At 42.8% G+C, this 15,660-nt stretch carries 11 protein-coding genes; all 11 read right to left on the reverse strand.

Annotated elements, in window-relative coordinates; all coding sequences use genetic code 11:
- Positions 1 to 250 precede the first annotated feature (250 nt).
- The 11 genes from AC6CHU_RS21910 to AC6CHU_RS21960 all read right to left on the reverse strand — a co-directional run bounded on the left by AC6CHU_RS21910 (position 251) and on the right by AC6CHU_RS21960 (position 15,497).
- Positions 251 to 1,024 (reverse strand): class I SAM-dependent methyltransferase, encoded by a 774-nt coding sequence (locus AC6CHU_RS21910; protein ID WP_159864074.1) that lies wholly within the window; start codon positions 1,022 to 1,024, stop codon positions 251 to 253.
- Positions 1,025 to 1,095: 71 nt separating this feature from the next.
- Positions 1,096 to 1,530 (reverse strand): BrxA/BrxB family bacilliredoxin, encoded by a 435-nt coding sequence (locus AC6CHU_RS21915; RefSeq protein ID WP_159864076.1) that lies wholly within the window; start codon positions 1,528 to 1,530, stop codon positions 1,096 to 1,098.
- Between the two features lie 157 nt (positions 1,531 to 1,687).
- Positions 1,688 to 3,358, reverse strand: coding sequence for a dihydroxy-acid dehydratase (gene ilvD / locus AC6CHU_RS21920; RefSeq protein ID WP_159864429.1), 1,671 nt, complete (start codon positions 3,356 to 3,358; stop codon positions 1,688 to 1,690).
- A gap of 266 nt (positions 3,359 to 3,624) precedes the next feature.
- On the reverse strand, positions 3,625 to 4,761 hold the full coding sequence (locus AC6CHU_RS21925) for a conserved virulence factor C family protein (RefSeq protein ID WP_251283602.1): 1,137 nt from the start codon (positions 4,759 to 4,761) through the stop codon (positions 3,625 to 3,627).
- 302 nt (positions 4,762 to 5,063) lie between these two features.
- Positions 5,064 to 6,944 (reverse strand): ABC-F family ATP-binding cassette domain-containing protein, encoded by a 1,881-nt coding sequence (locus AC6CHU_RS21930; protein ID WP_498122794.1) that lies wholly within the window; start codon positions 6,942 to 6,944, stop codon positions 5,064 to 5,066.
- A complete protein-coding gene (locus AC6CHU_RS21935; RefSeq protein WP_251283604.1) occupies positions 6,941 to 7,588 on the reverse strand; it encodes an HD domain-containing protein in 648 nt (215 codons plus the stop codon). Before AC6CHU_RS21935 ends, AC6CHU_RS21930 begins: the two co-directional genes overlap by 4 nt.
- 570 nt (positions 7,589 to 8,158) lie before the next feature.
- Positions 8,159 to 9,007, reverse strand: coding sequence for a DegV family protein (locus AC6CHU_RS21940; protein WP_159864084.1), 849 nt, complete (start codon positions 9,005 to 9,007; stop codon positions 8,159 to 8,161).
- 95 nt (positions 9,008 to 9,102) lie between these two features.
- Entirely contained in the window at positions 9,103 to 9,957 is an 855-nt protein-coding gene (locus tag AC6CHU_RS21945; protein WP_159864087.1) for an amidohydrolase family protein, read from the reverse strand.
- Positions 9,958 to 9,967: 10 nt separating this feature from the next.
- A complete protein-coding gene (locus tag AC6CHU_RS21950) occupies positions 9,968 to 13,039 on the reverse strand; it encodes a GNAT family N-acetyltransferase (RefSeq protein WP_498122795.1) in 3,072 nt (1,023 codons plus the stop codon).
- A 227-nt stretch (positions 13,040 to 13,266) separates the two neighbouring features.
- Positions 13,267 to 13,797 carry a hypothetical protein gene (locus tag AC6CHU_RS21955; protein ID WP_159864092.1) on the reverse strand — a complete coding sequence of 177 codons (531 nt, stop codon included), beginning with the start codon at positions 13,795 to 13,797 and terminating at the stop codon, positions 13,267 to 13,269.
- 11 nt (positions 13,798 to 13,808) lie between these two features.
- A complete protein-coding gene (locus tag AC6CHU_RS21960; protein ID WP_159864095.1) occupies positions 13,809 to 15,497 on the reverse strand; it encodes a formate--tetrahydrofolate ligase in 1,689 nt (562 codons plus the stop codon).
- Positions 15,498 to 15,660: the final 163 nt, after the last annotated feature.

The following is a 15,660-nucleotide window of genomic DNA, read 5'->3' on the forward strand; positions in this document are numbered from 1 at the left end:
TTGATTTCATGATTTGGCAAGAAGAACAATAGAAATGTAGTAATACATTAATTGCGGATTAATTTGCAGCAAAGCGGGGAATAATAAAACAAACCATGTTCTTCAAGTCCGGAAGAATGAATAAGGGGGAATTTATCATGGATTGGTCGGTATTTTTTGTCATTGCCAGTCTTTTGCTGATGGCTTATTTTGTTTATCTGGCTATTGCAGATTAAATAAGAAGGTGCCTGGTATTAACTGGCACCTTTTCTTATTTTTCAATTATGCCAAAATGAAATTTCGATGACTTTCTTTCAATTACTTTGAAGCCATATTGAGCAAACCTCGAACTTCTAAAGTGATCTTTCAGGACCACCCTTTGCCTCGCTGCTCTTTTTGCATGAAAAATAACTTCCTCTGTCAGATCCTCGTAAACTGCAAAGTTCCTTAAAGCTTTAATTCCCTCTGACTCAAGAATTTCTTCTTCAAACATTGGATCAAAATAGACAACATCATAACTCTCCGGCGGCAGTTTTTTTAAATAAGGCAGGGCCATTGTTGCTTCAACATTTATTCTTCCCATAGCCTGATTCATAATCTCAAGTCCGGAGTTCCACTGCCTGAGCCCGTTCTCCACAAGGAAAGAAAGGTGTTTATTTCCTTCAAGTCCTGTAACTTTACCTTTACTCCCCGCAGCATAACTGGCTGTAATGCTGTCAGAGGCGAGCCCCAGGGTACAATCAAGAATACTGCTGCCTTCTTTAATGCAGGCAGCTTCAAGGAAAGGATCACTCCCTCCTTTTAGGAGGCGCTTAACTCTGAACATTGCTGAACTGGGATGAAAGAAGAAAGGCTGGGTTTCGCCGATCGGATAAAGTTCCAGGCGCTCTTTTCCAACTACCATGCAATCTTCAGGCACCTGTTTCTGAATGTCTTTTACTGACCTTTTATTCCTGTCGATGTATTCAGATCCCAAGAGTTCTGCAATGTTTCTTGCTTTTTCCTTCATAGCTTCATTGGTGCGTCCGGAAGTAGTAATTATCATATATGTTCACCTGATTTTCCTAAACTCTCTATAAAAAAAGGGTGCCATAAGACACCCCCTTTGTTTTATTCTCAGCAGTTCGCCTCAAAAGCCGCAAGAAGATTCTCCATGATTGCTTCCATGGAATGATCTTCAATATCATAACGGTGGATGAAGTGTACAACTTCCTTCCCTTTTAAAAGAGCCATAGAAGGCGATGATGGCTCATATCCTTCAAAGTACTCGCGCATTTTGGCTGTTGCTTCTTTGTCCTGTCCTGCAAAAACCGTCACTAGATGCTCAGGCTTCTTTTCACTTCTTAAAACTGCCTGTGTTGCTGCGGGGCGGGCAAGACCAGCTGCACAGCCGCAAACGGAATTCACGACAACAAGAGCTGTTCCTTCAAGATTTTCCATGAATTGCTCTACATCTTCTGATTCCGTTAGCTCTTTAAAGCCTGCCTGGACAAGCTCCTCACGCATCGGTTTAACCATTTGTTTCATATATTCTTCATATGCCATTGACATAATAATAGACTCCTCCTTAACATGCACTTTGTAAAGTAAGCATACTATATCACACGATCTTTATGCAATTTTTCTATGCCGGATATTATTTGATACTGCTAATACAACATTTTCAACAAGAAAGCCGGCCCAAAAAGGACCGGCTTTCTTAATATAATTAAATTTTCATAACGCCGCCTGTGCTGGCATTTGTGACTAGCTTTGAATAACGGGCAAGATACCCTTTTTTGACCTTTGGCTCGAAGCCTTTCCAATTAGCTTTGCGCTTTTCGAATTCTTCATCTGAAATTTCCAGATTGATGGTACGATTATTTAAATCCAATTCAATGATGTCTCCATTTTCCACAAATGCAATGGGTCCGCCTTCAGCAGCCTCCGGTGAGATGTGCCCAATGCTTATGCCGCGGGAAGCACCCGAGAAACGTCCATCTGTAATAAGCCCAACTTTTGCACCCAGGCCACGGCCGACAATCTGTGAAGTCGGTGCAAGCATCTCCGGCATTCCAGGGCCTCCTTTAGGACCCTCATAACGAATAACAACAACATGCCCTTCCTTCACTTTCCCAGTAATGATTCCGGACAGTGCATCTTCCTGCGAATCAAAGCAGATAGCTGGTCCTCGATGGTATCCGCCTACTGACTCATCTACTGCCCCCACTTTTATAATTGACCCTTCAGGAGCAAGATTTCCAAACAAAACTGCAAGGCCGCCGCGCTCAGAATGCGGATTCTCCAAAGTTCGGATTACCTTTTTATCCAGAATCTCACTGCCAGCTACATTTTCTCTTAGCGGCTTTCCGGTAACTGTCAGACACTCTCCATTCAGCGCGTCCGGCTTTTTAAGCAATTCATTGATGATTGCACTGACTCCGCCAGCATTATGAACATCTTCAATATGATAATCTGACGCTGGAGCGATTTTGGCTAAATGCGGTACCCGATTGGCGATCTCATTGATACGTTCAATCGGATAGTCAATTTCTGCTTCGTGAGCAAGCGCCAATGTGTGAAGAACTGTATTAGTTGACCCGCCCATTGCCATATCCAGGGCAAATGCATTGTCAATGGCGTCAATGGTTACAATATCACGCGGTTTGATGTCTTTTTCAATTAATTCCATCAGCTGCTTGGCTGAACGTTTAACGAATTCCTTTCTTTCTTCTGATACGGCCAGAATCGTGCCATTGCCAGGAAGTGCAAGTCCCAGCCCTTCTGCCAGGCAGTTCATGGAATTTGCAGTGAACATCCCGGAACAGGAACCGCAGGTCGGACATGCTACCTGCTCAATTTCCAAGAGCTTTTGTTCATTTATTTGGCCCGATTCGAAGGCACCTACCCCCTCAAACACCGAACTTAAGGATAATGGCTTACCGCTTGAATCAACGCCTGCTTTCATTGGACCTCCGCTGACAAAAAGGGTTGGAATATTGACCCTCAATGCTCCCATCATCATTCCAGGTGTGATTTTATCGCAGTTCGGGATACAGACCATTCCATCAAACCAATGGGCAGAAACAACTGTTTCAAGTGAGTCTGCAATGATCTCACGGCTTGGCAGAGAATAGCGCATGCCGATATGGCCCATTGCAATGCCATCATCCACACCAATGGTATTAAATTCAAATGGAACTCCGCCTGCTTCACGGATTGCTTCTTTTACAATTTTACCGAATTCCTGCAAATGCACATGCCCAGGAACGATATCAATATAGGAATTGCACACAGCAATAAATGGTTTTCCGAAATCTTCTTCCTTAACACCTGCAGCACGAAGCAGGCTTCGATGCGGCGCCCGGTCTGTCCCTTTTTTGATCATATCACTTCTCATCTGTGAGCCAGTCATAGTATGTACCTCCCGTTTTACCCTAGATTCATAATCTCTTATTCTATGGAAAAAATTAACTAACCTTCTGCCCCCTAAATATTTTCTTTCCAATATAGACCCTTTTTCGGATAATTTCAATAATTATTGCAAATTTAATAAATTTTTTCGCTTTAAATAAATAAAACTGTAATGCGTGTGAGTATTATAGGCATTAAATCCAATCAAAAAACCGCTCAGATCTAATATCTCCTGAGCGGTTTTTACATAAATTATTTCTCATCTTTATTCCGTGATTCAGTCATTTGTTTCCAAACTGAACCCTTTGCTTCTTCTCCATGCTCAATTCTCTCAATAGCCAGCTTGATCTGCAGACTGACTTCGAATTCCGGGTCGTCTTCTGCCGCCTTTAGAGCAGGGAGCGCACTTTCATCTCCCACTTCGTAAAGGAACATCGCTGCACGCCAGCGTACAAGCTTGCTGTCATCCTGCAATGCTTCCTTCATGGCGTCCATGGCTTCTGCAAAACCCAGGTCTGATAAACAGTCCCCTGCTGTGCGTCTTACAGTGACCGTTTTATCCTTCAACGCTTTGTAGAGGAGGGGAAGAACACTCTTATCCTCAATCATGCCAAGATAAACCGTTGCAAGTCTTCTGATTGACGCCTTCTCATCTTTAAGCGCTTTTTCCAGAACAGGCAGGTCCTCAAGGTCAGGGTCATCCATCTGCTCGAGTTTTTGATAGCGCTCCCGCCAATCCGGGGAGTTCAAATCTTCGACTGTGAGTTTAAGACGGGAACGCACATGCTTATCCTCAGTTTTATCCGGATTTTTAGCCATTTTCACAAGGGTCTGGAGTCTTTCCCCCGGATAGGCAGCCATTAATTCCTCTACAATATCATGGCCAACCTGATCGAAGTCTCCATAGCGGACTCCGAATTCCTTCCACTTGCGGACCATGACAACATTATCAGCAGGATCCTGCGCCTCTGAAACAGCTTTGATAAAGTTTTCAGGGAGTCCGAAGCGCTTTTCTTCCGTGCCGTCAGTCAATTTTACCTGCATGGGAATTCCTTTATACATTTGGACTAACACTTGGACTTCCCCAAAATGTTCATCGATTCTATTGTCTTCTGTGCCTTTATCTTCCACATCCTCGCCAAAAGCAGATCTTACTTGAGGCAGAAGCTCTTTCCAGTCGTATTTCGCATTTCTTTCAACAGCCAGGAAATCGGCAACATGGTAAACCCCTTTGACTCCTTCAATTCCCAGGATATCCAGAATAATCTTCGGAGCTCCTTCTTTTTTATCCTTTTTATAGTTATTGGCTTTCCCCATCGGAAGCTCTTCATCAAGAATAACCTTCATTGTATTTGGACTTGGTGTTGGTTCGATTGCTTTTATTCTCAAATGTATCACCCTTTTTTATATATTCACGTTGGTAACTGGTTTTATTTTACCATAAGGAGAATTTCGAGGCATTTTAGCTGTTTTAATATAGGTTCTTACTTCAAAGATTGTTGCTTTTCGCCAATTCACCGCTGCAGGATGCGTGCGCTTATCCTCGACGCTTTGCGTCTGCGGCGTCTCACACTTAAGTTCCCATAGCGAAGATCAGCTCAGCAAATTAAACTAAGTTATAAAAAAGCAGCAAACTTTACGAAAATAGCCTGCATATAAAATTAACCCGGAGATTCCCCCCGGGCATGTCACTATTCATTTTCAGCTGCTTCTGATAGATAGCTCCATCTCTCTATCAGATACTCCAGTTCTTCATTCAGTTTCGTTTCTTCGTCTACTAATGCCTGGCCTTTTTCAAAGTCACTGCCAATATTGGCCATCTCTGAGGCAATCTCTTCGAGACGGGCTTCAGCAGCCTCAATTTTTCCCTCTATTTCTTCCCATTCCTTTTTCTCTTTGTAGCTCATTCTCTTTTTCTTCGGTTTTGCTTCCCTCGTTTTTTTAGGGGCATAGTCAATTTCCTGAACCGGTTTGGCACTTTCGCTTTCTAGAAATTCACTGTAGTTTCCGTAGTAGAATTCGATCTCGCCCTCTCCTTTTAACACAAGCAGCTGCTCAGCCACTTTATCCAGGAAGTAGCGGTCATGGGAAACAGTAATGACTACGCCTGGAAAATCATCAAGGTAATCCTCGAGAACTGTCAGTGTTTGAGTATCAAGGTTATTGGTCGGCTCGTCAAGAAGAAGAACATTAGGCTCAGACATTAAAATCTTGAGTAAATAAAGTCTCCGTTTTTCCCCGCCGGAAAGCTTGCGGATAGGCGTGCCATGAGTATACGGCGGAAAAAGGAAACGCTCCAGCATTTGAGCCGCTGAAATAGTTTTTCCATCTGAAGTTTCAACTACTTCAGCTGTTTCTTTGAGGTATTCGATCATGCGATTACTCTCATCCATATCTTCGCTTTCCTGGGTATAGTAAGCAATTTTTACTGTCTGCCCTATAATACGCTCACCTGAGTCCAGCGGAATTCTGCCTGCCAGTATGTTAAGAAGAGTGGATTTTCCTGTTCCATTTCTTCCAATAATCCCTATTCTGTCCCCCGGTTTCACGAGAAGATCAAAATGATCCAGAATAGTTTGTGAGCCATACTTTTTTGTAGCAGCTTCAAGTTCAAATACTTGTTTACCAAGACGGCTGCCGCTTAAGGACATATCCAATTTTTCTGAGGATTTAACAGAAGAGAGCTGGCTGTCAAGAGTTTCAAACCGCTGGATTCTTGCTTTTTGTTTAGTGGTGCGGGCTTTTGCACCTCTCCTGATCCACTCAAGTTCCCTTCTGAAGAGATTTTTCTGCTTTTCGATAGTGGCTGTTTCATTTTCCTCTCTAATCGCCTTTGCTTCAAGGAATGCAGCATAATTCCCTTTATAGCTATAGAGATTTCCGCCCTCAAGCTCAAACATTTTATTTGTCACCTTATCCAGAAAATAACGGTCATGTGTCACCAGAAGCAGTGCGCCCCTATATCTGCCAAGATATTCTTCCAGCCATTTAACTGATTCAAAATCAAGATGATTCGTCGGCTCGTCAAGAATCAGCAAGTCTGGTGACTGGATCAAAGTCTGTGCCAGCGCAACCCGCTTTTTCTGTCCTCCCGAAAGCTCTCCGATTTTTCTGCTGAAGTCCTCAATTCCCAGTTTTGTGAGAATCGTTTTGGCGTCGGTATTTACTTCCCAGGCGTTAAGTGTATCCATTCTTTTTTGCAGTTCAAAAAGACGGTCTTGGATGGCTGGGTCTTCAGGGTGCCGGTTAAGCTCCAGCAGTGCTTGTTCATATTCCCGCTGCAGCACAAGAATTGGCGCATCTCCTGCAAAAACCTGCTCAAGAACGGTTAAATCATAATTCAGCTCAGGCTGCTGTGCTGAATAGGAAATAGTGTAGTCTTTCGGTTTGACTATTTCGCCGGAGTCCGGCAGGTCAACCCCCGCGATTACTTTCAGCAGGGAGGATTTTCCCGTTCCGTTTACACCGATCAGACCCGCCCTTTCCTTTTCAGCGATTGTAAAGGATATATTGTTAAAAAGTTCTTTCTCCCCGTAGGTTTTTGTCACATTTTCCACAGAAATCATCTTCATGCTTGACCATTCCATTCTTTAAAAAATTGATGCAGAAACTGTTCGATAAATTCATGCCGCTCTTCGGCCATTTCCATAGCAGCGTCAGTATTCAGCAGATCTCTCAGCTTTAAAAGCTTTTCGTAAAAATGATTGATGGAGGATGACCTTCCATTCCGGTATTCCTCTTCAGACATTTCCTTTCTGATAACAAGGGAAGGATCATAAATCAGCTGCCCTTTTTTGCCTCCGTAGGCAAATGCTCTTGCAATTCCCACTGCACCTATCGCATCCAATCTGTCCGCATCCTGGACTATCTGGGCTTCTGCACTTAAGACCCTTATGTTATGGCCGCCCTTAAAAGATACTGAATCAATAATTGCCTTAATGCTGCTGGATGCTTCCTCGGAGATCTCGAGTTGCTCAAGAAAGTCAGATAGCTTCCTTTCCCCTGCTTCTCCGGAGGTGTTCAGCTTGGCATCCGGTATATCATGGAGCAAGGCTGCCATTTCGATTAAAAAAGAATCTCCTTTTTGTTCCTTTTTCGCTATGTAAAGGGCATTTCTGCGCACCCTTTCAATATGATGCCAGTCATGCCCGGTTGTATCATCACCGAGAGTATTCCGGACAAATTCCTCTGTTTTATGTATAATTCCCCGATTCATTATTCCACCTGCTTTCAAATCCACATTCCATTTTAACATTAGTCATAAAAAGAAACGATGGCAAGGAATTCCCTATCAACGCTGTTCGTTGATTTCCGCTCAAATTGCTGGCTTTTATTGTAGGCTGGGCCATCTTCTGACCCTAAAGGGCGCCTTTCGGTAGGTGTCTGTCGAAACCTGGGCCAGCTTCGGACACATAAGGAGCAAATCGGTTGGTCTGTGTCAGAACCCGAGCCATCATTTGACACAAATAGGTCCTATCCGGTGTTCTGTGTCGGAACCTATGCCATCTTCTGACTCAAATGGAGCTATTCCAGTATTCTTTGTCAGAACTTTGGCCAACTACGGACACAAATAGGCCCTTACCAGTGTTCTGTGTCAGAACTCGGGCCATCTTCTGACTCAAATGGAGCAAACCCAGTGGTCTGTGTCGGAACCGGGCCATCTACGAACACAAAAGGGAACATACCGGTATTCTAAGCCGGAATCTAACGAAAACCGTCATGTTAAAAGATAAAAAAGTGCAGAAAACCAGTATTTTTGATTTCCTGCACCTGAGCTTATATTATATTATTTTAGGCCATTCAGCCAGCTGATGCCTAGTGTATGCTCTCCAGCATGGACTCCAATGGTGGCTCCTAAGGAATAGCATCCAAATTTGATGCCCGCAAATTCTCCCTGAAGTTCCTTCTTCCATATCTCCGCTTCTTCCGGATGCAAACCGTACAAGATGAATACTTCCTTCAGCGGGTTTCTCTCATGTGCGCTCCTCAGCAGCTTCACTATTTTATCTTTTGCCTTTCTCTCGCTCCTGGCCTTCTCTCTTACGCTTAATTCTCCATCGTGAACTGAAATAATCGGCTTTACATTAAGCATACTTCCCAAAAAGAATTGAACCCCGGACATCCTGCCGCTCCTATGAAGCTGTTCAAGACTGCCAATGAGGACATAGGTTTCTCCCGTATCGCGGAGCATCTTAAGCTCGCTGATAATGTCTTTAGTATCAAGTCCTGCCATTGCCAGTTCCATTCCTTTTAGGATCAATCTTGTTAAAGGATATGATAATATCTTGGAATCCAGGCTGTATACCGGTATATCAACCATCTGGGCGGCCTGTTCACTTGAAGAAACCGTCCCGCTGAGCTTTGCCGATACAAGCACAGCGATGATACAATCATAATCCTTCTGCAGATTTTCATATAAGTCCCTGAAAGCACCGATGGATGGCTGGGAAGTTTTAGCCGGGGTTTCCAGGTTTTTTAACGTTGCATATAGTTCTTCAGGTGTTAGATCAACACCGTCTGTATATTCTCTTCCATCCATAATGATCGTCATTGGAATCTGGTACAGATCAGGATGGTTTCTTAACTCATCATTCAAAAAAGCCGTGCTGTCTGTTACCCATGCAATTTTGACCATTTAAGCCCCCCCTTTTAAGATATTTATACGTGTATGTATGTAAATAAGACTATTAAAGGGCTGGAAGTGAAAGATATCTCTTCCAGCCGCTCTCTCTATGGCAGAAAAGGCTTGATTTTAGGAAAAACCTTTACAGCGGTATTATAGAAAACATCTGCATGATGCTCTTCAGGTATGAGTTCTTTTATAAATTTAATATAAGGACCCACAGGCGCCAGCGGCCAATCCGTTCCAAAAAGCAATTTATCGTAAGAATCCGCAAATACTAAAGCATGCCTCAGATGGTCCAAAAATCTGCCTTCACTGCGCTTCTTCAATTCTTCTTTTGTCCCAACAATAATGCCTGAAAGATCGGCATAGACATTCCGGTTCTTGTATATGATCTCAGCCCCGGTCAGAGTCCACGGATCTCCAAAATGGGCCATCATAAAATTGATATTCCGGTGTTTAACAGCTACCTCGTCAATAGCCAGGGGATGAGAATACTTAAGCAATCCCCTTTCGGAATAGGTATCACCTGTATGAAATACAACTGGAGCCCCATATTTTTCAGCGAGTGCATACACGGGTTCATATACCTCATCATAGGCGTAGAAAGGATAATATCCCAGGTAAATCTTAATGCCTGCAACAGCAGGCTTCTGGAGTTCATCCTCAAGCCTTTTCAGAGCATCTTCTCCGAGATCATATGGATTGATTCCGGCGCAATAAACGATATTGGCAGGCACCTTGTCTTCCAGGTCAATCCCCATGGGTGTTCTGGCTTCATAATCCGGAAACCCCATATTATCTGTTTCAGTAAGTCCCATCGCGATGCTCAGAACTACATTGGCATTTTGGAACTCCTTCTGGTGCCCGTTATATGAATAATCAACAAATGAGATTTCATCTGCTGTCTGATGGAATGATTTAATATCTGAAAAGTGAATATGTGCATCTATGACTTTCATAATCTCTCCTTTAGCGGAATTCCAGATAATGCAGGTTATTAAGGATTTTGCCCTTAAAGCTTCTTTCATCAAAGACAATAAAGCCCGGTTTGGTTAATGGCACTGCATTCCTTTCCAAAATAACTTCGAAAGCTTCTTTATTCATATATGCCCCCAGGAATTCAGCATCTATACTTTTCATTAAATACATTTTTTCGGGAGAGCGGGAGCTGCTAACACAGGATCCTTCAATATTAACAAAGGATTGCTCCTCAACTCCAGCCTGGTAGGCTGATTCAGCATTTTTTCCAGTTAATTCAAGAGTAAGATCCTTTAAGGGGGCACCTGATATAAATATATCTGTTATCCATTTTTCATTTAACAGATACTTCCCTCCTGCATCGGTTACCTTTACCCAATAAGCAAGGATTGGCACGCCCGGCAATAACGCGAAATATTGTGTATAATCGAGTCCTTTCCAGATGGTATGCTCGGCAATTTTAGTATGAATGGCCAATACAGACCAATCGTTTTCATACGAATCTTTTACATTGATAAATTCTGCAGAAGATTTCTCCTTCAATAGCGAAAACCCACTCATTTGGGAAGGAAGAGTTTTCATGCCTCCGGCCCACGGGTTCCACCATCCCTTGGCAACCAGTTCAGGAAAAGAAGAATCAAGCCATTCATTTTCTTTATACGCTAATGAGAATAATCCAGGATAAAAATCAGGTGCTGCTTTTAAGCTAATAATGCCGTTATCCATTTTATATACCGTCTTGCCGCTTTGCTCTTCAGTTGATATACTGACTTTCCCCCTGGGCATCAGCAGAAAATCTTTTACATCCATCTTACCGCTGTCAAGTGAAATCTCGGCTTTCACAAGAGATAAGGGTTTCATGCCATCAATAGGAAAATTCGCTTTAAATACCTTTAGTTCCTGTTCCTGGCTGAAATTTGCGGATAGTTTTTTATTTTCATTTAAATAAACATCTATCGTGCCGTTGAGATAACTCGATCGATGAGTTTTAAGAGTAAACTCTGCTTTCTGTTCCTTTGCCACCGGATTTCCCCTATTGATAATGAGCGCTTTTTCAAGCTTTACTATTTTATCAGGTTCAGCGGCCGCTCCTGAGAATTGCTGCATTTCTTCCCAAGTCCGGAAGGCTCCAATGGATAAATAGCCAGGGGCCAATACCACTTTCTGCCCCGGTTCAAAACAGCCAGTCTCCTGCTGATAATAAAATTGCCACCCATCCGGACTTGAATGAGCACTATTTGGCCAGCAGAATCCAATCGGCTCGCCATTATGTTTGTCGAAAAACCAATTTCCGGTTATGCTTTCAGCTGGTATTTCCATAAACCCCAATTCTTTAACATTAGAAAACTCTATCACTTCATTCTCCAGCGGAAAATATGGATGCTGCATTTCATGATATAACGGCTGGCTTATAAACAGGTTTTCAAACTTTTTATTCCCTTCATTTATCAGTTCAGACCAAATTTTCACAAGGCCTTCACCATAAAGTGAGGTATACAAGTTTACAAGAATCCCTGGAAAAGCTTCAGACTTGAAAACCAATTTAAAAGTAATAGCCGTATCATCTATGAACCAATCTGCTGCCAGAGGCTTTGCCTTTGAAAATTCAGTTGAAAAGGGCTTGCCAAGCTTAGGGACAAAAAACGCAAAAGGCTGGTTTACACTTTCGTTCCTGCCGGCTGTGATTTTATAATCCATTTTCCGAATATTCACCTGGCAAATCCCATTGCAGATATGCCAGTATTCTTTTGACTCTCCTCCAAATTTCCGGCCGAAGTTTTTAAGGGGGATGCCAACCGTGCTGCATGTGAAAGAATGATCTTGCCCATCCTCCCTTATTGCTGAAACCGATATTTCAGGCTGATAAAAGCCATGTTTCTTTACAATAAAAGGCACCTTCAGCAGCTTACGCTCTTTTTTGTGGAGCTGTATCTCATACTCCTGCTTCTCCAATTCAACCAAATCGCTTTCAGGAAAAGAAAGGTGAAATACTGCATCCTCATCCAGGCTGTTTTCTACTTCCATTTCGAATTCTGCTTCCTGATTCAAACCCCTGAGATTTCCTTTAGAAGCTCCTGTTATTTTGGCAGGCTGCTTTGGAAGAAGTCCAAGACGTAATTCGCCTCCTTCATCATTTACCCAAACCTTCACATCCAATGAAGGATGAGTTTTCCAGACACTGGGCTCTTCCCCTTCATGCACAATGAATTGTCCGCTAATAACAGCGTCGCTTTCGACTGTCAAATCGTGCTCGAACATTGATTCGACTCTTCCATGATTTTTCCCTTGAGCCTTAAACGAAACAGGATTTCCGGTTTTATTCACAAGTTTGAGCTGAAAGTTATGAACCTCATTTTCAATTACTTCATGATGGCTCATGCATAGTTCTATAAGATATTCATTCGTTTCGATTAAACTTATTCCTCTGCCGGTCCTTTCTAATCTGACTCTTGCAGACACTTCCCCGCTTTGCCATTTATACTCATAAAATGTAAATCCATTTTCTTTGATTCCATCTGGCTTCACATCGATGTCTCTCAGGCTGCTGTCATACCAATCAAGCTTCTCCAGTACAGGCTTTAAAAGCGGAGTCTGGTGAACTGCGGGAATAAAATTCATTAAATGGGTTGTGTCATCCCTGTCTTCCCAGAAGAAGCCGCATTTCTTATACAGCGGGACAGCTTTCACATTTCCCGGCCATGTATAGAGATCAAGGCGCGGCCAGCCCAATTCAATTGTCTTTTGCAGAGCTTTAAGTACCAGCATTTTTCCAATTTTCCGCCCATGGTAATCCGGCCTTACATTTAAAAGAGGGATATACAGGGATCCCGTATCCTCTTTGTATTCTGACAGCCCGCAATAGCCTACTACTTCTTCACCATCAAGGGCCAAGTATAAAGTAATATTGCCATTATTCGCTTCCTTCGTTTTTACTTGCTCTTCAGTCATTACACTGGTATCTCCGCCCCAGCTGTCTCTGCTCAAGTTCCACATTTTTGCGATTCCTGCAGCAAATCCCTCATGGTACTCTGCAATGATTAATTTGTCTGTACCTTGAATCATCCCTTTGTCCTCCTGACTAGGTTACGCATTGTCTACCCTTCTCCAATCCCTTTTGCGCAAAGATTTCCTTAATCATTTGCCTCTCCTCCTTTTTTAGTATTCGGAATGTTTTTCCATTCCTTCTTAATCGTATTATCAGAGAGGTTAATTGTAAATATAATTTTGAATCTTCCGTAAAAAATATCACAAAAAAAACGCCTTGCTTTTAATAGCAAGGCGAGCAGGTTCTACAAGTAAATTTTTCTCAAAGCACCCATAGAAGCTGTCATATAAGTAATCATTTCATTCAGGTCATCAATCTGCTCTTCCTGGACCAGGCGGTTAAAAGAAATGATGGTTTCGATTTCGGCCAGCTCCTGCCTATTTTCGGGTCTGTATTTCACAGTCTGTTCGATATTCCGTCCACTGCCCCATATTCCTCGCAGAACTTCCCGGATTTCCTGAAATTTTTTATGATCCTTCAGATGTTTAATTATAAAATTCACTAATATACGGCATCCTGCCTGCATTTCGGATTTACGTTGAGGCAGTAGCTCAGCTGCAAGATTATCAAGTCCCGCTTCCATTATAAAGGTACAGTAAATCTCCGCCATGCCGTCAGCATGATCTGTAAAAGTAATGTCATATCTGCGGCACATTTTCGCTGAGTTCATAATATCATTCCGGTCAACTATTCTAATTTCTCCGCCAAGGTCCCGGTCATAAAATCCGCCTTCCATTACAACCTTCATATTTTCAAAGGCCGTTGGGTCAAACATGGTAACCCTCCTTAAAACAGGCCTACTGCATTTCCATCTTCGTCTACATCCATATTCATGGCTGAAGGGGCTTTAGGCAAACCAGGCATTGTCATTACATCACCTGTGAGTGCTACAATAAATCCTGCACCAATGGATGGCTTCAGCTCACGTATTGTAATGGTAAAATCTGATGGTCTTCCCAGCTTTGAAGGATCATCAGATAAAGAATATTGTGTTTTAGCCATACAAACCGGCAGGACACCCCAGCCAAAACTTTCAAAGTCTTTTAGCTGTTTTTTGGCTTTGGTTGAGTATTCAACATTATCTGCGCCATATACCTTCTGGGCCACAGTTAGAATTTTATCTTCAAGCGGCAGCGATAAATCATACAGATGATTAAACTTCACTGCGTTTTGATCCAAAATGTCAAAAAGTTTCTCTGCGAGCTCAATTCCGCCCTGTCCGCCTTTTTCCCAAACTTCTGTCAGGGCTACCGGCATGCCTTCCTTACTGCAAAGGTCTGTGAGGGTCGCAATTTCATTCTCGCTATCGGTAATAAAACGGTTAATGGCCACTACATACGGAAGCCCGAAGCTTTCAACTGTTTCAACGTGCTTCTTTAAATTAGCAAAGCCCCTGGTGAGTGCTTCGGTATCTTCTTTGCCTAATTCATCCTTTGACAAGCCGCCATGCATTTTTAAAGCTCGGATTGTAGCTACGATTACCACTGCTTCAGGGTCAATGCCTTCGTTCCTGGCTTTAATATTCAGGAACTTTTCAGCGCCAAGATCCGCACCAAAGCCTGCTTCTGTCACTACATAATCAGCGAGCTTGGAAGCTGCAGAAGTTGCAATCACACTGTTGCAGCCATGCGCAATATTGGCAAACGGGCCGCCATGAACCAATGCCGGTGTATGCTCAATAGTCTGTACCAAATTAGGTTTAACTGCTTCTTTAAGCAGCAGAGTAAGAGCACCTTCCACCCCTAGATCGCTCACTGTTACAGGCTGCTTATCATAATTGTAGGCTATAACCATTTTACCCAGTCTTTCCTTCAGGTTCTGCAGATCTGATGCAAGACATAAAACGGCCATAATTTCTGAAGCCACAGTAATATCAAAGCCATCCTCTCTTGGAACACCTTGCAAAGGACCACCCAAGCCAATCACTATTTTCCTTAATGCACGGTCGTTCAAATCCAGAGCACGCTTCCAGACAATTCTTCTTTGGTCGATATTTAACAAATTCCCCTGCTGAAGGTGATTATCAATCAAGGCCGCCAATGCATTATTGGCTGTTGTAATTGCGTGAAGATCACCTGTAAAATGCAGATTGATGTCTTCCATCGGGAGAACCTGTGCGTAACCCCCGCCTGTTGCACCGCCTTTAATTCCCATAGTTGGCCCCAGGGAAGGTTCCCTCATTGCAACCATAGCCTTCTTGCCAAGTCTGTTAAACGCATCTGCCAGTCCGACGGTTACCGTGGACTTTCCTTCCCCTGCAGGTGTTGGATTAATGGAAGTGACAAGAATTATTTTACCGCTGTCATTCGTACTTAATTTTTTTAAGGCTGCTGCGGATATTTTTGCTTTATACTTGCCGAATAGCTCCAGATCATCCTCAATGAGTCCCAGTTTTTCTGCAATTTCCTTAATGGGCTTCATGGCTGACGCCTGAGCAATTTCTATGTCTGATTTCACGATCGGTTTCACATTCACTGATATCCCCCCAGAATCCGTTATGTATAGGTTCCTACAGCTTTATTGTACCATCTCTGAAACAAAATATTGTCATTTACTTTTGATATTTTTGCATTTTCACACAGTAAAGCATTGATACAATTTTGAATCGTCTTTATAATGAGTTTAATTGAATTTTTGT

It is taken from the genome of Cytobacillus sp. GQ23, from assembly GCF_059758675.1.